The 22,935-nt window shown below is 38.4% G+C and carries 19 protein-coding genes; 1 reads left to right on the top strand and 18 read right to left on the bottom strand.

Annotation, left to right across the window (positions count from 1 at the left end; genetic code table 11):
- Positions 1–57: 57 nt before the first annotated feature.
- Complete coding sequence (gene wecA, locus ITG10_RS09030; protein WP_017631726.1) at positions 58–1,122, top strand: UDP-N-acetylglucosamine--undecaprenyl-phosphate N-acetylglucosaminephosphotransferase; 1,065 nt, start codon at positions 58–60, stop codon at positions 1,120–1,122.
- Positions 1,123–1,326: 204 nt separating this feature from the next.
- Here the strand turns inward: wecA (ITG10_RS09030) and wecA (ITG10_RS09025) are convergent, their stop codons facing one another.
- The 18 genes from wecA (ITG10_RS09025) to rfbD form a co-directional block, all read right to left on the bottom strand.
- Positions 1,327–2,403: a UDP-N-acetylglucosamine--undecaprenyl-phosphate N-acetylglucosaminephosphotransferase gene (wecA, locus tag ITG10_RS09025; protein ID WP_017631727.1), complete on the bottom strand. Its 1,077-nt coding sequence runs from the start codon at positions 2,401–2,403 to the stop codon at positions 1,327–1,329.
- A 313-nt stretch (positions 2,404–2,716) separates the two neighbouring features.
- A complete protein-coding gene (gene cysN, locus ITG10_RS09020; RefSeq protein ID WP_248386352.1) occupies positions 2,717–4,126 on the bottom strand; it encodes a sulfate adenylyltransferase subunit CysN in 1,410 nt (469 codons plus the stop codon).
- Between the two features lie 112 nt (positions 4,127–4,238).
- Positions 4,239–5,201: a DHH family phosphoesterase gene (locus ITG10_RS09015; RefSeq protein ID WP_248386351.1), complete on the bottom strand. Its 963-nt coding sequence runs from the start codon at positions 5,199–5,201 to the stop codon at positions 4,239–4,241.
- Entirely contained in the window at positions 5,201–5,860 is a 660-nt protein-coding gene (cysC, locus tag ITG10_RS09010) for an adenylyl-sulfate kinase (protein WP_248386350.1), read from the bottom strand. Before cysC ends, ITG10_RS09015 begins: the two co-directional genes overlap by 1 nt.
- A 6-nt stretch (positions 5,861–5,866) precedes the next feature.
- Complete coding sequence (cysD, locus tag ITG10_RS09005) at positions 5,867–6,775, bottom strand: sulfate adenylyltransferase subunit CysD (protein ID WP_248386828.1); 909 nt, start codon at positions 6,773–6,775, stop codon at positions 5,867–5,869.
- A gap of 24 nt (positions 6,776–6,799) precedes the next feature.
- Positions 6,800–8,539 carry an SLC13 family permease gene (locus ITG10_RS09000; RefSeq protein ID WP_248386349.1) on the bottom strand — a complete coding sequence of 580 codons (1,740 nt, stop codon included), beginning with the start codon at positions 8,537–8,539 and terminating at the stop codon, positions 6,800–6,802.
- A 231-nt stretch (positions 8,540–8,770) separates the two neighbouring features.
- Positions 8,771–9,997, bottom strand: coding sequence for a glycosyltransferase family 4 protein (locus ITG10_RS08995; protein ID WP_248386348.1), 1,227 nt, complete (start codon positions 9,995–9,997; stop codon positions 8,771–8,773).
- On the bottom strand, positions 9,997–11,616 hold the full coding sequence (locus ITG10_RS08990) for a heparinase II/III family protein (RefSeq protein WP_248386347.1): 1,620 nt from the start codon (positions 11,614–11,616) through the stop codon (positions 9,997–9,999). Before ITG10_RS08990 ends, ITG10_RS08995 begins: the two co-directional genes overlap by 1 nt.
- Positions 11,617–11,991: 375 nt before the next feature.
- On the bottom strand, positions 11,992–13,293 hold the full coding sequence (locus ITG10_RS08985; RefSeq protein WP_248386346.1) for a flippase: 1,302 nt from the start codon (positions 13,291–13,293) through the stop codon (positions 11,992–11,994).
- A 228-nt stretch (positions 13,294–13,521) separates the two neighbouring features.
- Positions 13,522–14,841: a hypothetical protein gene (locus tag ITG10_RS08980; RefSeq protein ID WP_248386345.1), complete on the bottom strand. Its 1,320-nt coding sequence runs from the start codon at positions 14,839–14,841 to the stop codon at positions 13,522–13,524.
- Positions 14,838–15,881, bottom strand: coding sequence for a glycosyltransferase (locus ITG10_RS08975; protein ID WP_248386344.1), 1,044 nt, complete (start codon positions 15,879–15,881; stop codon positions 14,838–14,840). The genes ITG10_RS08980 and ITG10_RS08975 overlap by 4 nt, the downstream gene beginning before the upstream one ends.
- Positions 15,878–16,897: a CapA family protein gene (locus tag ITG10_RS08970; protein ID WP_248386343.1), complete on the bottom strand. Its 1,020-nt coding sequence runs from the start codon at positions 16,895–16,897 to the stop codon at positions 15,878–15,880. Before ITG10_RS08970 ends, ITG10_RS08975 begins: the two co-directional genes overlap by 4 nt.
- 71 nt (positions 16,898–16,968) lie before the next feature.
- Positions 16,969–17,409, bottom strand: a complete 441-nt coding sequence (locus tag ITG10_RS08965; protein WP_248386342.1) for a DapH/DapD/GlmU-related protein — start codon at positions 17,407–17,409, stop codon at positions 16,969–16,971.
- The gene (locus tag ITG10_RS08960; RefSeq protein WP_248386341.1) at positions 17,406–18,587 is read right to left on the bottom strand and encodes a glycosyltransferase; all 1,182 of its coding nucleotides are present in this window, start codon (positions 18,585–18,587) and stop codon (positions 17,406–17,408) included. The genes ITG10_RS08965 and ITG10_RS08960 overlap by 4 nt, the downstream gene beginning before the upstream one ends.
- A gap of 1,245 nt (positions 18,588–19,832) precedes the next feature.
- Entirely contained in the window at positions 19,833–20,690 is an 858-nt protein-coding gene (locus ITG10_RS08955) for a hypothetical protein (protein ID WP_248386340.1), read from the bottom strand.
- Positions 20,691–20,728: 38 nt separating this feature from the next.
- Positions 20,729–21,451, bottom strand: a complete 723-nt coding sequence (locus ITG10_RS08950; protein WP_248386339.1) for a sulfotransferase family 2 domain-containing protein — start codon at positions 21,449–21,451, stop codon at positions 20,729–20,731.
- Positions 21,452–21,486: 35 nt separating this feature from the next.
- A complete protein-coding gene (gene rfbC / locus ITG10_RS08945; protein WP_248386338.1) occupies positions 21,487–22,044 on the bottom strand; it encodes a dTDP-4-dehydrorhamnose 3,5-epimerase in 558 nt (185 codons plus the stop codon).
- A 4-nt stretch (positions 22,045–22,048) separates the two neighbouring features.
- The gene (gene rfbD / locus ITG10_RS08940) at positions 22,049–22,930 is read right to left on the bottom strand and encodes a dTDP-4-dehydrorhamnose reductase (RefSeq protein ID WP_248386337.1); all 882 of its coding nucleotides are present in this window, start codon (positions 22,928–22,930) and stop codon (positions 22,049–22,051) included.
- Positions 22,931–22,935 lie beyond the last annotated feature (5 nt).

Here is a 22,935-nt window from a genome sequence, read left to right as displayed (position 1 = left end):
TTAGCGTATTATTTACGCAAATAAATTACCTACAATAAAAACTGGCTAGGATTCATCATGTTATTAGAGCTATCATTTGTTGGCTTCTTCTCCTTTACCTCGCTCTTTTTGATGCGAAAGGTCGCGAAAGCAGTAGGTTTAATCGATAAACCCAATGAGAGAAAGTTACATAACGGCGCAATCCCACTTGTCGGAGGCATTTCGATCAGCTTATCGATCAGCCAGTACCTCGTTACCCACCCAAATCTCATCCCACATAGTCAGGTCTTTTTAACCTCTATCGCCGCGCTTATTGTTATCGGCGCCCTTGATGACAGATTCGATATCAGTTTCAAGATACGTCTTATTGTTCAAGCTATCCTCTCCATTTGCATGATGTACTTTGCCGATCTTCGACTGGAAAACATCGGTAACCTTTTCGGGCTTGGCGATTTGCATTTAGGCTTTCTTAGCCCAGTCATCACTATTCTAGCGGTGATAGGCGCAATCAATGCCTTTAATATGGTGGATGGTATTGATGGTTTGCTCGGTGGGCTTGCTATTGTGACTCTGGGTGCTATCGCAATATTACTGCAAGTCGACAGTCAGCATGGCTTAGCGTACCTGTGCGTGGTGTTTATTGTTGCGATTATTCCTTATATCTTAATGAATCTCGGCATTCTTGGGCGAGAACGGAAAGTCTTTATGGGCGATGCTGGTAGCATGATGATAGGCTTTACCGTCATTTGGCTACTGCTTGGGGCTAGCCAAGACTCCTCAGCATCACAAATGCGCCCCATTACCGCCTTATGGTTGATCGCTATTCCACTGATGGATATGGCCGCGATCATGTTCAGACGAGTACGACGTGGCGTATCGCCATTCAAACCCGACAGAGAACACTTACACCACATATTCCAACGCCTAGGTTGTACACCTCGTCAAACCCTCGCCATTATTTGTACTATTGCCAGCAGCTTTGCAGGGTTTGGTATCTACGGTGAATTCTTAAAGGTACCGGAATCAACCATGTTCATCCTATTTCTGGTTTGCTTTGCTGCTTATACCGTAGCGATGAGTTATGTTTGGCGCATTACCAGTTGGGTTAGACGCTGTCGTAACCTTCCCGAAAAAGTGTATTAATGGCCTAGGTTCTTAAGAAAAGAAGGTTCAAGAAAGAAGAGTCAATGAAGACTTTCAAGCTGAGAAGGTTATCAACCAAAAGATTAAACCTTAACTCACAAGATAAACGAAAAAGGGCCCAACCTCACAGTGAGGTTGGGCCCTTTCTAAATTTACCGTATTTTGCGCTACGCCATTTTATCGAACGACTTGCTTTTCTTGTTTCTAGCTTTCTAGCTTCTTCCACTTCCTTACGATTTTCGCCACCTTAAACGAGTGCGTCATTGCGTAAGTGTGGAACAAGAAACACACAACAATAGTGTAAAACATTATGTATTCTGGTACTTGAAAGTATTCACCTAATAAACCGAGCGTTGAATACACCAATTGAACGCAGCAAATCACGACGAGAGATTCACAAGGTGTAAAACCAATGCGTTGCATAATGTGGTGGAAATGCTCGCGATCTGGTTGGAACGGAGAATGCCCTTTTCGAATGCGACGGATCATAATAGCCATCATATCAATCAAAGGTACAGCGATTAACCATAGGGCCGCCACTGGTCGAATCACGTAATGACCGTGTTCAGGCTGCGTACCTCGAATTAAGATCCAGATAACAAGAAAACCGATCATCATGCTACCGGCATCGCCCATAAACACTTTCCGTAACTTGCCAAAACAGCCCAAATTAAACAGAACAAAAGGTAATAAAATAACTACCATCACAGCCATAAAAAAGGTGTAAAACTCAAGTCCATGGGTATAGAACACCACACCGAACGATGCAAAGACCACCATGCTTAAACCGCCCAACAGGCCATCAATACCATCTACCATGTTGAACGCATTAATAGCGCCAATTACAGCCAGTACAGTCACAACGCTATTGATGACGATAGGGAATTCCAACACACCTAGCCCAAACACATTACCGACATGAGAAAGCGTCAACCCTGTGTGATGCATAACAATGAGCGTTAAGACAGCTTGCACGCCCATACGAAGCTTAAAACTAATATCAAAACGGTCGTCAGCCACCCCAATCAACACTAGTATCGTTAAGCTCGTAGCGATTACCTCTATATTATTGATTTCTGAAGCATTCACGTAAAAGAAGTACAACAAGGTAATACAAAGAGAAATACCACCCACTAAAGGAACCACACCCTCATGATGTTTTCTGGCATTCGGTTTATCCACTAAGCCAATGGCATAGCCCACTTTACGCATGCAATACAACACCGCAAGGGCAAGAAAGAAGAACATAGAAAGTTCGACAAAGTATTCAAACAATGACATTGGTTTAAGCCCTGGGGATTGTTATTAAATAGTACTTTTATAGCGATTTTCACAAATAAACCAAGATCCCCACCTATTGGGGAGGATCAAGCGCGAAGTAAAACTGTCTCAATTCCGTCTCAGCACTGAGACGCTCATCAGACTAAGTTATGGTTTTTATTATGAAAAAGAGGATCACGAAAGATCCTCTCTAATAGAGGAGACTATTGGGACGCCTCAACAATGTAAGTAGCCTAATAGAAAACCTTAGAAAACTATAATCAACAGCCTTCTAAGGTTCTCATCGTAAACAAGGTCAAACTACATACTACTATTAAATTTCAGTACACCCCCATTCAGGGAAGTGCTTACGTACATACGCATTCAAGTCTTTTTCTGCTTGAGAATACACACGACCTTGCTCTTCATTTCCATCAATCACAGTTTCAACCATACCGGCACCAACTGTCACATTGGTGTGGCGGTCAATCACAATGAACGCACCGGTTTGCGGCAAAGCTTTATAAGTATCTACGGCAATCTTATCAGTCAATGAAATCTCTGATAGTGCGATTTCATTCAGTTCCAAAGAGTTACTGTTTTCTGCGTGTTGATTTAGCGTATTCACATCGATCTTATGTGGGATTGCCGTAACTTTGCCCGCACACGATTTGGTCGCAAACTTAAATGTATACTCTTTGTGCGTGCGCATTGGGTTTTCATCCATCCACACCACGTGCGCTTGCACTTTGTTAGTCACATTTGGCTCATGACCGTTGTGTACAATCATGTCGCCACGTGACACATCGATCTCATCTTCAAGCGTTATAGTAATCGCTTGACCAGGACGTGCGGTTTCAAGTTCACCGTCAAAGGTGTAGATAGACTTGATACGGGATTGTTTACCTGATGGTAGTGCCGTAACTTCATCACCAACTTGAACAAGACCAGAGGCTAGAGTGCCGCAGAAACCGCGGAAATTCAGGTTCGGGCGATTTACATACTGCACTGGAAAGCGCATGTGTTCCAAGTCTTTGTCTTGGTCGATTTTCACTGTCTCAAGCAACTTCATCAGCGTAGCACCCGGGTACCAGTCCATCGCTTCGCTTGGTGTGACCACATTGTCCCCCTTAAGAGCAGAGATAGGCACAAAACGAATGTCGTCGATGTTGAAGTTCTTCGCCATCTCACGGTAATCTGCTTTAATCTTCTGATACACCTCTTGGCTGTAGTTCATCAAGTCCATCTTATTGATAGCCACAATAATATGCTTAATGCCCAATAAACTGCAGATGTAGCTATGACGACGAGTTTGCGTTTGAATACCGTAACGTGCGTCTACCATAACAATCGCCAACTCACATGTTGACGCGCCTGTTACCATGTTACGAGTATACTGCTCGTGTCCAGGAGTATCTGCAATGATGAACTTGCGCTTGTCAGTTGAGAAGTAACGGTATGCCACATCGATAGTAATGCCTTGCTCACGCTCAGATTGCAGGCCATCAACTAGCAATGCTAGGTCAAACGCTTCGTCCGTGGTGTTGAACTTTTGAGAGTCTTTCTCAATCGCCGCCATTTGGTCTTCGTAAATCAGCTTTGAATCGTAAAGCAGACGTCCAATCAGAGTCGACTTACCATCATCTACGTTGCCACACGTTAAAAATCGCAGCAGATCTTTGTTTTCATGTACTTTCAGATACCCTTCAATATCCGATGCGATTAGCTCAGAGCTATGAGACATGCCATTCTCCTAATGTTCTTCTTGGGCATCACTGCCCTATAAATATGATTGAGAGTGAGAGGATCTTGTCCTCTCACGCTCTGGATGTTTATGCCCAGAGCAGTTCAATTCGTTATTGCGTATAGAAATTCGACAGGACGCCGATAAACTTCGCTTTATCTTCTGTCAATAGTGCGTTCACCCCTGCTGCGGCTTTACGACCGCCACCGGTAGGAAACGAGGCACAAATCTCATCGGCACCAACGCGATTATTCAGAGGCGCGCGTACACTCACCGTGTAATCTTGTTGATTAGCATTGAGCGTTAAGACTGCATGCGCAAGCTCAGGGTTTTGGTTTGCCAGTTCGTTACCAAACACGCCGCTAATGCGCCTTGCCCAAGCTTCACAAGGCAGCTCAAACACTTTGCATTGTGCATCACGGTGAGAGGCTTCAACAGCCAGAACTTTTGCATGGTCTTGGGCGTAACCTGCTTTTAATATATGGTACGCAGAATTGCTGCCATAACGAAGCGCCAATGGGTCTTCAAACTGAACCAGTTGCTGATAGAGCTCAGCAGGCGCTATGTGTAAATCATTCAGTGTTGCACCATAACCGTTATAGTTGATTAAGGTGCCGAGCTCTTTTAAGAACTCAGTGTCAATATCTGACAGGCCGATTTCAGCAGCCAGCTTTTCTGCGGCGGTAAACATATTGTCACCAAAAGCCGCCGCTATCGCCCATTTCGCAAAGCGTCCATTTAAGCGTTCATTGATAAGTAAGCTAGTACACGTTTCTGCATCGAGATTAATCAATGTGTCTAAGAATGCTGAATCTGGGATATCACCAGCGCGGTGATGGTCACAGTAAAATACCTCAATGCCTTTAGCTAATACCGCTTCTAGCTCAGTGGTGTTCTTCTCCATCGAAATATCAAGTGCAGTCACTGATGTCGCTATTGTCGTATCGACTTGCTTAAGCAGTTTGATATCACGCTTCACGCCGGTAATCAGAGTGGACACTTTAGGCTCAGCCAGTCTTAGTTGAATCAGCGCAATGATGCCATCCGCATCACCATTAAATACATCAAAGTGCATTAGTTATGCTCCTTTGCTGCTTTGTCTAATATTAGGTAGCCCAGTTTTTCCAATTCACTCACTACGAAGTCTGCACACGCTTCAACGCTTAGCTCTGCCGTGTGAATATGAATCTCTGGATTTAATGGGGCTTGATATTCAGAGTCAATACCCGTGAAGTGTTTAATCTCACCGGCACGTGCCTTTTTGTACAAACCTTTAGGGTCGCGCGCTTCGCACACCTCAAGTGGTGTATCAACAAACACTTCTAAAAACTCACCTTCATCCATTAATGCACGTACTTGCTCGCGGTCTGAAATGAATGGAGAAATAAAAGCGGTTAGCACGATATTACCGGCATCAACAAAAAGCTTTGCAACTTCACCAATTCGGCGAATGTTTTCAACTCGGTCGACGTCTGAAAAACCCAAGTCTTTATTCAGACCATGGCGTACGTTGTCACCATCAAGAAGATAGCTGTGTTTACCCATTTGCATCAGTTTGCTCTCCACCGCATTGGCCACGGTGGATTTACCTGAGCCACTGAGGCCTGTGAACCACAAGCATACAGACTGTTGCTTTTTAAGAGCTACACGGTCTGCGTGACTCACCGTCGAGTTGTGCCACACCACATCAGCTGATACTGAGTCGTGGTCTTTACGTTGATAAGGAGTCATCATAACGGCTTAGAAGTACCCTTCACGTTTCTTCTTCTCCATCGAGCCAGAAGAATCATGGTCAATGGCGCGACCTTGACGCTCAGAAGTGGTAGTGAGGAGCATCTCTTGAATAATCTCTGGAAGCGTGGCCGCTTCAGACTCTACGGCGCCCGTTAGCGGGTAGCAGCCAAGAGTACGGAAACGCACCATCTTCTCTTCAATCACTTCACCATCTTTCACTTCCATTCGCTCATCGTCTTTCATAATAAGCATACCGTCACGCTCAATCACAGGGCGCTTCGCGGCAAGGTACAAGCCTGGGATTTCGATGTTCTCTAGGTAGATATATTGCCAGATATCCAGTTCAGTCCAGTTTGACAAAGGGAAAACGCGGATGCTCTCACCTTTGTTGACTTTACCGTTGTACACGTTCCATAATTCAGGACGTTGGTTTTTCGGGTCCCAACGGTGGTGCTCATCACGGAAGGAGTACACTCGCTCTTTAGCCCGAGACTTCTCTTCGTCACGACGTGCGCCACCAAAGGCTGCATCAAAGCCGTGCTTATCTAGCGCTTGCTTTAAGCCTTGCGTTTTCATGATGTCGGTATGTAGTGAACTACCATGCACAAATGGGTTGATGTCCATCTCAACCCCTTCTGGGTTTTGATGTACAATCAGCTTCATGCCGACTTTTTCGGCCATGTAGTCACGGAACTCGATCATTTCTTTGAATTTCCACGTGGTGTCTACGTGCATAAGCGGAAAGGGTGGAATAGCGGGAGCAAACGCTTTTTGCGCTAGATGTAGCATCACAGAAGAGTCCTTACCCACCGAGTACAGCATCACAGGGTTATCAAACTCGGCCGCTACCTCACGCATAATATGAATAGATTCCGCTTCTAATTGCTTTAGGTGAGTCATACGTTCTTGAGAAATCTTCACTTTTAAAAAATCCTTAATTTACAATCCAATAAAGGCAGGGATTGCGGTTAATACAATCACGCCATAAAGCAGGCACATTGGGACTCCTACCTTAACAAAATCTTGCAGCTTATATTGCCCTGCGTTAAACACCATCAAGTTGGTTTGATACCCATATGGGCTGATAAAGCTTGCGCTTGCACCAAACGCTATTGCGAGAATATACGCTTGTGGGTTCACCGACAAACTAGATGCTAGCTCAATACCAATAGGGAACACCAGTGCGGCCGCTGCATTGTTAGTAACAAGTTCAGTCATAATCCAAGACAACAAATAAACTACCACTAACCCAATAAATGGCGTAAACAAGTAATCATACGAGTGAACGAGGGCTTCTACGCCATTCAAAGCACCAGTATTAGTGAGCGCTTGAGATAGCAGCAATGCAGAAGAAATAATCAGCCAAACACCCTTTGGTATGCGCTGAAGAACCTCGTTCGCACTTAGGCAGCCAGTCAGTAGTAATAAACCAAGTAGGATCAACATCACCTTAAATAGCGATACGATACCTGTTGCGGCCAATAAAATCGCACCAAGAAAACCGCCAATGGCGAGCTTCTCTTTCCACCCATCGAGGCAATGCTCAGTTTTCACTTCGTTCAATAGAAAAAAGTTCTTCGCTATGTTGTTGCGAGAGGCGTAATCTTCACCTACAGCTAACACCAAGTAATCGCCTGTTTGCAGTTTCACTTCTCCCAGTTTGCCTGATAACGCTTCGCCATCTCGTTTAATTGCCACCACTGCAGCGTCAAATAATGCGCGAAAACCTGCATGTTTCAGCGTTTTACCAATCAAATGACTCTCGGGGCGAATAACCACTTCAGATAAGTTGTCTAGTGGCAAGCCACTGTCACTGGCAAATAACGACAGTCCGTCAAACTGAGTAAGTATCGTGACCTTTTTCACATCCCCACTGAACAGCAAGCGGTCGTTTGGTTGAATCACCTCGGCAGGCGTCACTGGGGATATCAAACGTCCATCACGCAGTATTTCTACCAAGAACAAAGACTCTAGATGCCTAAGTCCATTTTGTTCGACGGTTTTACCGACCAAATCAGATTCAGCCGACACTTCAGTATCAATAATGTAGTCACGAATTTGCACATGGCTCTTTCCGCGTTCAGGCAAAAATGGACTGAGTATGTAAAGCAATACGCCACAGCCCAACACTAAACAAATGCCAACGGCGGTAAAATCAAAAAACTTTAGGCTGGGTAGACCAAAGTCAATCACCAAACTGTTCACAATAAGATTGGTAGAGGTGCCAACTAGGGTCAATGTTCCACCGAGTATGGCGGCATAAGACAACGGAAGCAGCAGTTTACTGGCCTTGTGATGAGGGTTGTTGCGAATCGGCGCAAGCATCGTTGATACAACGGCTGTGTTATTCAATATTGCCGATGAAAATGTCGTCAATCCATAGAGCCGCAACCACGTTAAGCGGTAGTTAGGTCCGATGACGTAGTTAGTAATCATCCGTAAGAGTTTCGTTTTCTCTAATGCCACTGAACAAATCATCAATAACATCAGGGTAAGCAATCCTTTGTTTGAAAAACTTGAGATGACTTGCTCAGTGCTCACTAATGAGGTCGTGAACAACGCAAGTAAAAGAATGCCAAACACTTTTTCTGAGTGCGCTTGAAAACGGATTAACCCAAAGATAGTCGCAATGAATAAAACAAGCACCTGCATCGCCGGACTAACAACCCACTCTAACAAAACCCATTCCCCAAACAATTAAAAAACCTAAACAATTACCCTCTCAACTTTCTCCTTTCTCCTTTCTCCTTTCCACTTGAGGCTTTCATCTCCCCATGAAGTGTCACACCTATTATCTGAATTCAGGCCCAACATCAAAAATACACACGTTCAACACAAAAATATTTAGATTTCCAACATGGTAATCGACAGTTCACATTCTGAACTTCCCCAACCAAACTAGATAACTCGTTAACCAACGTTTTGCTTTAGAAAAATAGAGACCATATCTCCAGCCATTATGTCTCGGCTAAACTTTGGAGCAGATTCAATACTACATTGACGTATATTCTGATAAAGCTCTTTATCCGAATATAACTTAAGCACTGCATCAGTGATTTGTTCGGCATTTTCACTTTCTACAACTAAGCCCGAGTTGGTGCCACGTATAATTGCAGTAGCCTCACCCTCTGGCACGCTCATAACTGTTGGTATTCCCATACCCATACATTCAAATATCTTTGATGGAATCACTGTCCTAAACAAATCGCTATTCACCAAAGGGACCAATGAAACGTCGCAAAGAGACCATACTTTAGGCATCATTTCTTTAGGCTGTCGCTCAATAAGCACCACATTAGAAAGGTTCTTTTCCCTTACTAGGTCAACTACCTTTTGACGAGCAGCGCCTCCACCGGCGAATACAACTCTAATATCATCATGACCCTTCAAGCACTCTGCAACATCAACGATATGTTCAAGACCATGTGCCATGCCATGAGTGCCGACATAGCCAACAACAAATTTTCCTTCCAAATCGTATTGCTCAGCAAGCGAGTTGTCTTTAGTCTTGGACGGTTCATATTTGGACAAATCCACGCCATTTAGAACGACATCAATTTTTTCACCATCAATGCCACGTTCAATGAGTTCTTTCTTAAATGCGTTAGTCACTGAAACAATTGAGTCGGCTCTGCGATACAGAAACAATTCGATTTTCTCGAGTATACGAATAGCGAAGCTCTCCTTCATCGCACCGACTGCAGTTATAGAAGCTGGCCAAATATCACGGAGCTCAAACACAAATGGCTTTCCTCTGACCGCAGATAAAGCCCATCCTGCACACGCACAGAAAAACTGTGGTGACGTCGCTACGATTACATCTGCCTTTTTCTGAAACAATCCCGCAAAGAAACTCGTCACCATAAACGACATGTAATCTAGGATGCGTTTTACAAACCCTTCGTTCGCAGTAATGTATGTTTTAACTCGAACTACTTTGATCCCATCTAAGTAATGAGTTTGATACCAAGAGTTCTTAAAGCCCTCGAAGAGCTGTCCTTCAGGAAAATTAGGCGCACAGGTAATCACTGTGACTTTATGACCAGCGTTAACCCAACGAATTGCATGCTCGTATGTTCTTGTCGCTGGAGCATTTCCTTCTGGAGGGAAGTTATCTGTCAAAAATAGAATGTGCATTAGGTTATCCGTTCAAGAACAAAGGTCACTTCATTCTGCTTAAAATCTACTAGGAGCTTTTTATTGGCGACCGATAGGCCAAATTCTGGATGCCATGTGGAATCAAGTATAACGGTATCACCGCCCTCTACTTTAACGCCGTACTTTCTGTTATCCGGTAGTTGGATGATGAGTTCGTCATCATTCAAAACTTGTATATCTGGATGCAAGTGATAATGTGCCTGTGCATCATTAAACTTACCTGTTAGTGAGTCTGAGACCACTAAGCTTTCAGGAGTTAACTGCCAATTACGGGTATGTATCACCTTTCCGGGTAAGCGCATGTAACCGTCATGCGAACATTCGACACTAACGGTCTGTTCGTTAACCTTAATTTCAACGTTACTCGGATAAGCACGCCTCGCAACTCGGAAACCACTCCACACTTCTGAAGAGTCTTCACCATCAACCACTACTGTGTTGTGAGTTTCGGTTTTACGCTGCCTGAGTCTTTCTTCTCCCAGTCCGTAAATAGAAGTACCACTGTTCACAAAAACTCTCTGATTACCAATACTGAACTCAAATGAAAGTGTGTCTGCATGGGCATGGCCAGGGATATAATCTGGACCTACCTTGGCTACATCAGTGATAAGCTTTATCTCGTTCACTTTTGCAACTACGTAACCACTATCCTTTAACAAAGTAACCTGCTCACCAATGGGGGGAGCTAGTTCGATGTTCAATATTTCGGCATATTCTTTTAGGCTTTTCAGTCTCGGTGCGATGCCAAATGCAGAGTCATTAAAGAATGAAATATCGCCATCAGGATGTTCCATCTGCTCTGCCCATTTGAACATTTTCAAAATGTACTCATACCAGGCACTCTGAATTTCACTCGGAATTAAATCAGGATAAACAAGACTCAGGTGATACAAATCGAGTATATCAGCCAATATGGTGTTGTGATACATTGGAGTCAATTCAAAATTACCGCCATCAGCTAAGATTTGTTCAGGAACCTCCTTTTCTAAAATCGCCAGACCTCGCTTTAACCATGCTTTAGCATCCTTCCCTTTGAAAAAACAACCGGCAAACACTAATCCTTTTGCGTTAGCAAATAGATGGTTCCCAAGTAAATGGTATTCTAACTGTTGGTCAAGTGCCTGAACTTGAAGAGAGAGACTCGATACCCACTCTGATTTAGGCTCATTTCCTGATAAAAACCACTTTATCCAATTAACGGAACGAAGTGAGATTGTGTAAGGCTCCCAACCATTACCCATCATAGGAGGATTCTGTGCAATCCAAGTATCAATAAGGCCTGTATGAATATCAGTCCGGTCTTGCCACCCAAGTTGATTTAAATCGTCAAAATAATGAAGATTATAAAGCCAAAGTTTAGCTTTATTCTTATCATTCCAGTCACTAACAACATCTACCACGTTCAGGAACTTAAACTGTCTACTACCTTGATAGCATGATGGTAAAACTGCAAAGGGCTGCCAACAAGTTGTAGTGCTATTAAGTTCTATAAACAGATCCCTAAGACTTACTTTAGATAGCTTTCTTGAAACTCTATTTTTCAACTGAATAGGTTTAAGATATTTAATTGTGTGATAAAGATTTAATATTCTATTCATATTTAAATGTATGTAGTGTGCACTCTAAATACTTGTGCCTTTTGGCCTATAAACTTAATTCATGAAATACATATATAAAGTAAACAGACAATAAAGTAATCGTTAACTATTTAAGAACTAAAAATACTTTATAATCATTTTTACTAATAAAACGCTCTCAGAACACGATCGTAACATTATATAAACAATCGCTAATTATTAAATAAGCGTATAAAATATTAAAAAATCTCTCTTAACCCTAGATATTTCAATATAACAGCCTATATATTCAAAATTTAATTAATAATAAGGTTTTTTTGATCAATGTAACAATTCAAAATACCACAAGTAGAAGTCATTCATAACACCGAAATATTTCAAAGTCTTGAATAAACGCTAACCTCGAACAAATCTAAGCCAAGTTTTTAAACCTGTTAGTCTATAAACGTTAAACGCCATTATTAAATTCCAACAAATCAGGGACGTTGACACGGCGATTGCCGCTCCAATTGCATTGTATATCGGTATAAAAATCACTAAAAGGGTTATTGTCAAAAATAAAGTTACCAATTGCGTTCTTAATGTATAATTCTCGTTGCCCGTCATATTCAAAACTAAACCTACTGAACCCAACGCGCAATTGAATAACTGACCAATGCAAAGTATAGAAAGTAGAGTACCCGCCGATCTATATTGCTCGCCAAACAATAAGACAATAAAAAACTCTCCAAAAAATAGAAATAAAATCACAAAAGGAACGGTGCAAGCACAGCTAATTCTCACGCTCTTTAAAAGTATTTCTTGCGTGCCAACTAGATCTCCCTTCTTGTACATCCCTGCAATTTTAGGCCCTGAGACTGAATTTACTGAATTAAGTCCTAACGATAGTAGTGTTGTACCGACTAACGCCACTCTAAAATAAGCTATACCTTCTTCAGTTCCCAAAAATCCAAGTAGAACTGTTGCCAACTCATTATTTAAAGTGCTAATTATCATTAATAGACTAAACGGGAGCAAAGATTTCCTCCATCGACTAGAGTCAAAAACCGGAGTTAATTCATTAATTTCCTTTTTTACAATTAATCGCAACAAAAAAAAACTAAACACCACTGCACTTGTATGAGTAAATATTTGAATATAGATAAGAATATGTGGTGATAAAGTAGTACCAGAATTAAAATAAAGAAACAATACAATAAATAGAGACAAAACTGGGGCTATTACTTGTGTCGGTAATTGTGCTAACTCAGGCCGTTGGAAAGCATTGATTATTGCAGATTGATTTGATAGGTAACCTTTCAGTGGAATTAGAATCAAAGCAGAAATAATGATACTTCCAACAAAATCAGTCCAAATTTCGGCATAAACGAGGAGATAAGTGCAAACAATACTTAGAACAGACATAGATATCACATGCCTATTTGACCAAACAATCATTCCTTTAACTTCTGTAAGTTTATTATCGATTCGGTAACGCGCTATTTCTCTAACAATCAAAGAAGGCAGGCCGGCGATACTAGGTAAAACTGCAACTGTGATAACTGAAACGGCTAAACCATAGCGTCCAAAATCTTCTGGGCCTAAGGCTCGGGCAAATATAATACCTGCCACAAGACTGATTCCCTTCGCAAATATTTGCACTCCTGCCGTACCGACAAAAGCCTTTACAAAACTATTTTCTCTATTAAATTTAGTCATCTGCTTTTAATATCTAGTAATAATTTAAAAACAAAATATCATTATCATTTTAAATTAATATAATTATAAACAAAAACTATAAAACACTAAAATATAATTAGCGTTTGAAAGATTTTTGATAAGACATACGTGGTTCTAAAAAATATAAGTTCTCTTATGTAAGAGTGTCATACCGACATACTTTATTCTCGCCTATACTTAAAATTCGAAGAAAACTATCAATTTAAGCTAAACACAGTTCGTTTTAATAAACTGATGTTTTCCTCTTTTAGTTAGTGGGATATCTTTTACGATTTTAGGCTTAACTATAAGCTCGCTACCCGTTTTATTTTGGAATTCAGATGCTATTTTGAACTCTTCACCCGGTTTAAAACCATGACCGGGTTGTATTAAAAGAACGCACTCACCATAGTTCTCCTGAAAAAATTGGTACTTAACGACATTTTCTAATATGTTTGAATGAATATTCAATGCCGTCATTGATATATTAACACCACTTTTTCCTTTTAGCTGCTCCTTGCCCCAACGTCCGGTAACATTTGTAATTGACTCAACAAAACCATCTGAGGACTTAACTACCTCGGCTGTATCGCCTGTGCAATAGCGTATTAAACGAGTTGCTTTATTAATAAATCCTGTACCAACAAGTTGTCCATCAATTTCTTCAGTAACACCGTACAATGGATGTGGGATTAGAGATCCATTCTCCGAAGGAGCAAAAATCACACGCTCAGTCATTCCGTAAAACGTTGATATCTTACAATTTGGAAACTGTTTTTTTATTGATAATTCTTGTTGTGGCATCAATCTTTCTGAAACTAAAAGTATATTTGTAATTATTGACGTATCTATATCAATTTCAGATAGAGCATTCCCAAACTCGCTTACAGAAGACGGATATCCGTGAATCCATTTTGGTTTATATTCAATAATTTCATTTATATGATATTTTAGATTCTGTTGATTAAGTCTAAACGGCGAAATCATTATTTCTTTATATAAATGATTGTATCCAATTAATTTATCGCTACTTATCCCATCAGACCCTCTTAAACAAATTCTCCTAGAGTTGATGTCAACTCCCTCAGAAGATAAATAATCATTAACAAATGCCCATTCTTTAGAAAATGCACTATTTGACATTAAGAGTCTTGTTTGCTTCCCTGTCGTGCCTCCAGTACTAACGAAAAAACTTTTGTTACGATATCTATCATCAATAAACCAGTCCAAGTCACTTTCCAGTTGCTCTTTACCAATTATCGGGAATTCAAGCAACTGTTCTTTTGATGTTATTCTTTTTATACGATTTTTCTTTGCAAAGTCTCGATAAAAACGAGTGTGAATAATACTTTCGCTTAAGTAATCTATAGTTAAATCATCCTGTAACTTTTGTTTCAAGTTACTGCTGAGCTTTGGATAGGATTCGAGTAGTGAAATTTGTTTTCTGTATTCAGCACCGCAAAATACGGAAAACGGAATATTAGTTACTGGACTTAAGTATTTGCTTGGTATCGCCTTGTATATTTTCCTTAATGTCGATAATTTCACGGCGTATCACTCCCATTAACTAATAGATTAATTTGATCTTTAAACTTTTTGCTCAACATAGTCGAGTTAAATTCTTTATTAAAAAAAGAAATACAATGCCTGCTTATTTTGGATAAATTTTCAGGCGGAAGTTCTGATAAATTATCTATAGCGTCTCTTAATGATGCTATGTCTTTTGTGTTAATTAGAAATCCTGTTTTGCCATCCAGAACAATTTCAGGGATACATTGCCAGTTACTTGCTATAACCGGGAGTCCAATTGAATACGCTTCAATAATTACACCAGGGTATCCCTCACCAAAATGATATGTTGGTAACAATAGTGCTTTATAACTAGCTAATACTTTGATAATTTCATTAGGTTCAACTACCCCCTTGTAATTGCAGTTACTTATACATGATATAGAGTCTATAAAATCATCATCAAGAATTGGGCCGTAAAAGTCAAAAGTAACATTAGGGTAGAACTTTGAAGCTTCTATTATATCGAAAACACCTTTTGTTTTTTTTATCGCACCTAAATATACATAATTCTCGTTAATATTTACTCTAGCGTTAATTTTACTAGAAGGTCTGGAATTACTGTATTGTTGAATTTTTGAATGTGGGAAAATATCCCTAAAATATTTTGTCAGTTTATGAGTTTCGAAATATACCAAATCACTTTTATTTAGTATAAATCCAATGATTAGCCTAATAGGCTTATTTGAACTCATATAAAATTGGTCGTAAACCCCACCAAACATACGAAAAGAATATTTTCTATTTAATATTTTTGAGATAAATAAAAGTAGTGGAGCTATTGTAATAGATCCGCTAGAGCTAACATGAACAGAAGTTACGTCCGACTTTATTGTATAAATTATTGCGAGCAACAAAAATCTTAGTTTAAAAATTAACCCTTGATTCATTATTGAACAGGTGTCACTAATAAATAACTCTATAGAATCATCTTTCTGGAGATCCCGAACTAATTGATCAAATAAAACAGTTGTTCCCCCGAGTGGGCCAGGCAATCCACCTACTACGTGCAATTTCATCTTTTTACCCTAAATTTAACGGCCATGTTTATCGTGAAGTTTCTAAACTTTACAAAGTTTGAATTAAATAAATTACTTTTATCGTAGTCTTTAAAAATAGGAAGAAGTTTTGATTTAATTCTGTTCTTAGAAAACCAGTTCAGATAATTATCTGTTCCTACTTTTCGTGTTAGGTTGACGAGCGTTGTATTTTCAATGTCTTCAGTCTTATAGTATTCGATATAGTCATCGATATTTTTATACCAATGTATTTTAACTTTATTATTTAAATACTCAACGCTAATCCCTTCATAAGCTCTCTCAGGGTAGACAACATTATAGCCTCTAGTCACAACTTGGGGCATGAAAAAATTTCCCAAGCTATAGAATATATATTTCCCGTTATACGACTCATAAGGTCCTACAACATGCGAATGATGACCTATTATACCCTCGACTCCCATATCTATTAACTCATGAAATAATTTTCGATCTGCTGGCTGAGGATACTCTTCAAACTCATAGTTATAGTGCAAAAAACAGAAGATTTTAGCATTGTTATTTATTTTTAATATTTCACAGACAGACTGCTTCAACTCTTGACTAGAGTAAGGATTTATTCCTGCCCTTTTTTTATCAGCATACTGACATCCAATAACATCCCAACCAGCGCCGATCACATAATACTCTTCATCTTGTTCCTCTACTCTAATATAACGACTTGCTTCTGAAATGTTTGAACCCGCACCAAAGTTTCTAATATTATTTAAACCTAAAAACTTAATAGTTTCCGATATAGAGTCATCAAAATCACTAATATGATTATTTGCAAGACCGGCTATATTAAATCCGAGACTACAGAACTTCTCAACTGACTCTTGATTCGAGCTTAGCGCTATACCGCGAGTACTCGCTTTCTGTTCTTCTACACAAACACTTTCAAAATTAAATATATTGTTATTACTAAGTATATGCCTAGGAATATTAGTTTTTTCCTTGTTAAATGTAGGTAGATTAACGTCTCCAAAAAAATTCATAGCGTTCCTTATCGCAATAGAGTATTTCTGTTATTCATAATGTTTGAGATATCTATAATTTTATTTATTACTTAAACATAATCAGACTTTAATATTCCTGATTTGATTACTTTAGCTGGAATGCCAACCACAAGTGAATTGCTTTCTATATCATTTACGACAACAGAATTTGCACCTATAACAACGTTATCTCCGATCGTTACAGGCCCGATAACAACAGCACCAGCACCTATATAAACATCGTTGCCAATAATTGGTACTCCTTCTTTTTTACTCGTACCGCCAATTGTTACATTTTGCGATAAATGACAACCTGACCCCAACACCGCATTTTTATGGATAACAATTCCTAGACCTCCATAACCAAACACTATGTCTTTTCCAATTTTTGATCCACTCGGGATATACGCGGAGAAAATGAGCCTTATCATATAAGTCAATAATTTAGGTATTATAGGAATGGAGAGATTCTCTAATTTATGACTCAGTTGGTACAAAAAATTAGGGGTCATAATCTCTCCTGGTTAATAAAAGCTGCCCAAATTTTTGATTCGACATCTTTTGTAAACAATTTTGATAATTCCTGAGCCTTAATTTGCGCTCCTTTTAGATCTTCAAACATAGTTTTTATTGTTAAGCATTTTTCACTAAATTCGGCTTTATCACCTATAATACAACCGGCATTATTTTCATATATCAAATTGGAATAATCGCCTATTCCGTCAGTGCATATAACAGGAAGGCCTAAACATAGATATTCTCCTATCTTTATCGGTGATGCTACCTCATTAACTAAAGTTTTTTCTCTCATAACGATTGATGCATCAGCGACAGATAGCCATTTATTAACCATATAATGTTCAGAGAAAATTACATAATAACTACTCTCTGGCAAATCAATTTGTTTAAGCTTATCTAATATCACTTCGGTATCTCGAGTTATAATCAAAAACTTATAATTCGAATTTCTTTTATAGAGTTCGTTAAATAACCTGAGGATCTCATCTATACGTTGCCAAGCACTAGTTCCTCCACAATAAGCTATAACGTTACTTTCATTCCATTTCAACTGACTTCTTATTTTACTTCTGAAATCATTATCAAAAGAAAAATTTTCAGCATCACACGTACATGGTATAGTAAAATCACTTTCCCTAGACCAATTCCTCTTAATCCAATTACTCATTTTATTCGACACTGTAAATAAATAATCGGAATTTTGTATCGCTCTTTTTTCTAGTAGACTAATTATATAGCTAAAAGGGAGTCCTAACTTTCCCTTCATACGAACTTCAGAAAACAACAATGATCTTGAGTCGTATAAAGTTCTAATTCCTTCTTCTGATGCGGCTTTGCTATAAATTAAGTAGTCAAATATATTTCTAAAGTAAACAATATCAATATGATTTTCTTTTATAAATTCTCTAAAGTTACTTCTTAACCGAATGGAGTTCATAAATAACTTTAATACTCCCCCCTTCGGCAAAGTTTCAATCACACTTGAATTTTCAAAATTATACTTTTCCTTCAGAAATTTCGTCTCATCGTTATTATTTGGGTAATCACATCCAAAATAATGTATCGTTACACCTAGTTTGTTAATTTCTTTTGCCTTGGAAAATAACTGTGAGTGTAATAAATTAGATTTAGTAGTTGAAAATTGAGTGTTTACAAATAAAATACTTTTCATTTTAGAAAATCCATCGTACGTTTCTTATTAAAACGAATAAGGTCATCATTATCGATATAATTATAAAAAATTTATTGTTGTTTATTGTATATTTTTCTCCCAACATACTTAATACAAAGACTATCGCACCAACAAATGCAACCTTGATTCGATCTTGAAACCCATTAAGTAGAAAGTTATATATTAGTAGACTAATAACATAAAAGATAACGAAAGTATTTGTTATTACTCTTTCTTTGAAACTATATAAATCATAACTCCTACAAAATAAAATTATTGTGAATGTTTTAAAAATAAAGAAAGCCAAGGAGACTAGAACTGTCAAAAACAACATTACTAAATTTCCTTGATAATAATGCTCTCCTGCATAGTAATTAAATAAGTCATGAATTAAAGAAACACCGTTAAACGATAACGGTATATAAATAAAACTACCGACATCGAAGCTAGCTTTACCATTAAATAGAATTAGGAGTACGGTAAAAAACAGAGTAAAAACGGACAGCATAAGCATTCTAAGGTTAGTCATCGATATCAAGAGACTAGCTATAAATGCTATTGTTAATAACTGAATAAACTCAACTCTAAAAAATGCCAAAAGACCTATGCTCAAGATCAAACCTATCAACTTTCTATCATAAATAGACTTGAATATGAAAAAGATAAGAATAGATACAAAGCCATCCCTGTAGTTTAATGTGCACATATAGAGGAGTACTGGTAAAAGTATATAGCGTACATGTTCTATATATACTTCCCGCTTACTTATAATGTATCTGAGAAACAATAAATAGATTGAACTCAAGGATATTGCTATAGAGAGCTTATGTGCTTCTTCCGAAGCATGAGCACCATATATAGAAACATAATCAAATACAATAAATCCGTAATACTTATAGTTCCAAGTTGTAGCTAATAATGCCTCAATGAAATCATGGCCATTTTCAATATCATCCTTTAAACTTAAGCTAGTATTATAAAAATATGATTCATCGGCTGGATGAAATGCTGGCCAGTTTTCGTTGATAACACCAAAGTTATTTAATATAACAACTGTGAAGAAACAGATAACATATATTATCCATTCGAATCTATTAGAGTTATTTTTAAATATAAAGCCTACGACCAATACAAATAAAGATATGGAGAGGTATGATATGTAAAACAAGATAAGTCACCTTAGTATCTGAGATAATCAAACATCAGATAATATCGAAATCCACATAAGTCTAAAAATATCACAATTTAACTATTGCAATTTCTATAGTGCTTACCCAACAGATACGCCCCTATTAAGTGCCTAATATTTACGACTCTTTCCTGCTTAGTTAACATAGATTTAATTGTAACTACTATAACTTTTGCTATATATACCGAAGACTGAAATATCGGAAAGTAGTAACGTTGTTGCAGTCCAATACCGTAACTTCTTTCTTTACGCCTAAATTTATTTAATTCACTAGACTCTTTCTCTAAACGTGATAGAGAATGTTGAAAACCATCAATTACCTTTATGTTTCCTATTAATCCTACACTAGAAATTCTTAAACAAAAACTTGTGTCAACGCAGTATAAAAAAAATCGCTCATCAAAAGCTTTAAGATAATCAATTTTTAATCTATTTATCACTTCGTTACCTATAACCAAACCACTACCAATAGTCATTATATTACTAGATTCATGTATTACTGTATCTTTATTGTATGGCATACCATCAATAGTAGGTGCTCTAACTTTTCCTCGAGAATAGATGATCGGCATCGCTATTTGGTTATCATCACATAATAGAGATGCCCCTAAATATTTTTCATTCAAACTAGAATCATCATCTAGGAGTATGTATTTTTTTGAAGGAAAGTCATCGATAAAATTATTATATATGACTGCTAACGATTCGTTATAGATTGTCTCTTTGATTTCAGTATCAAAACCTTTCACACGAAAAGCATCAATCGTTCTATTACTTAAGTAATCAGAACCATTGTTCCATATCACTAATTTTGTATTGTTGTATTTCATATTAGTACTAAGTAACGACGTTAACGTCTTACTAATAGTAATTTCTTTATTATATAACACAACTAATATAGCAGTTTCGTACATGATTCCTCTTAATTACTTTAGAAACTTAACCGTAGATTTTATTTCTTTTCATAGTTAAACAATTCAAAGTCTTTCATATATAACAAATTGACTTTATCAAGCATTTCTCTACTATAAATATTACTTTCTTCACTATTTATTTTGGTAGAAGAAACATTTTTCTTTGAGAATGAGATCGTTCTATCAAGCTTATCAGAAAGTTTGTTTTCAACTTCACTTAGTGTTTCAAGCCTGCCTACATAATCACAAAGATTTAATCCTTGATAATAGACAAATTCATGTTGGGGAATAAAGTGCTCGGCCCCACAATTAATTGCATATTGTAATCCACCGTTAACAATGAAATCTTCAAAATTTTCATATTTAGAGATATACAAATCAAACCAAACTTTATCGATAACATTCATCCCACCAAGAACCAAATAATTATAAGCAGAGTGTAGCCTATCATATGGGTTTCTAACTATAGTAAATATAAATAATTGGTTAAAAAGAAGGTCATTCTTAAATAGATAATCTGAAGAGGTTGCATGACATGATTTCTTGACATTATACAATGTGTCGACGACAGACATTCCGGCAGCTTTTGGAATATGTACAAAAACCACTTCTTTATGATAGTTTTCGTATAGTTTTATTTTTTTAAATTTTTCATCATTTTCACTTCTAACTCGTTTAATAATTTGCCTTTTTAATTGGTAATATTGCCTAAATTCATCCAACCCTAAAAGTTGAATTATACTTTTAATATTTCTTTTCACTTAAACATCCAAAACTAGTATTAACGGTTACAAAGTCAATTAGAAGTTAACAACAATCGACATTTACCTAGCCCGATACCTTGCGCATCTTTTGAACTAACATTGGGTTTGCCTGTTAAAGGCCAAGCTATATTAAGCTCATCATCATCCCAAGATATCGTCATTTCCGCATCAGGCTTATAATAGTCGGTGCATTTATAGATAAAATCAGCTTCCTCACTTGTCACATAAAAGCCATGCGCAAAGCCTTCAGGAACCCACAGTTGACGTTTGTTTTCAGCAGACAAATAAACACCAACCCATTTACCAAATGTAGGTGAGTCTTTTCGAACATCAACAGCCACATCAAAGACTTCACCAGAAACAACTCGAACTAATTTTCCTTGTGTGTTTTCTGTTTGGTAGTGCAACCCTCGTAAAATCCCTTGCTTAGACTTAGAGTGGTTATCTTTCACAAATTGAGTCGGTTTGCCCGTCACTAACTCTTCAAATTTCTTTTGATTCCAAGTTTCCATAAAGAAACCGCGCTCATCACCAAATACGCTTGGCTCTATAATTTTCACATCAGGGATACGGGTATCTATTACTTTCATTTTACTATCCTGTATACGCTTGAATATTGTTTAATGCCGCCTTCCAGTCACTCGCTTCAACAGAGAAACCTTGAATGATTTTCTCGTTACTCAATCGAGAGTTACTTGGGCGCTTTGCAGGGGTTGGGTATTGGTCGGTGGTGATGCTTGTTAAGCTCGGCTTCTTCGCTAGCACTCCTTGCTCAGCCGCTACATCAAAAATAGCATCAGCAAAGTCAAACCAACTGACATGTGGCAAACCCGAGTAATGGTAAACACCATAATCCATCGCATCCCCCTGAGTGATGCATTTGGCTATTTGAATCAATGCCCCCGCAATATCACCCGCATACGTCGGCCCACCAAACTGGTCACCGACAATACTCAATGCGTCTCTGTTTGCACCTAAACGCAGCATGGTTTTCACGAAATTGTTGCCGCTCTCACCAAACACCCATGCAGTACGAAGAATAATGTGTTTATCACACGCTTGCGCCACGGCAATTTCACCGGCGAGCTTGCTTTTACCATAAATGCCTTGCGGGTTTGTCGTATCCGTTTCCCCATACTCACCGGCTTTATTGCCTTCAAAGACATAATCGGTCGAGATATGCAGTATTGCAGCACCAACACTTTGTGCCGCTTGCGCTAAGTATTTAGGGCCATCGCGATTTATCGCATAAGAAAGGTCGACTTCCTCTTCAGCCTTATCAACTGCCGTATGAGCTGCGGCATTGATAATGATAGTAGGCTTAAACTCAGTAACCGCAACATTGACAGCTTCTTGACTAGTAATATCCAGATGCTCTCTATCCAAACCGCGTACTGTGATATTTCCGTTATTGACCAACTGCTGAGTTAAGCAAGAGCCCACTTGACCATAACAACCTGTAATTAATACGCGCATTAAAC

This window comes from Vibrio sp. ED004, from assembly GCF_023206395.1.
Classification (GTDB): Bacteria; Pseudomonadota; Gammaproteobacteria; order Enterobacterales; family Vibrionaceae; genus Vibrio.
Note: the sequence above shows the minus strand (reverse complement) of the source record. Positions and strands in the feature narration are given on the sequence as shown.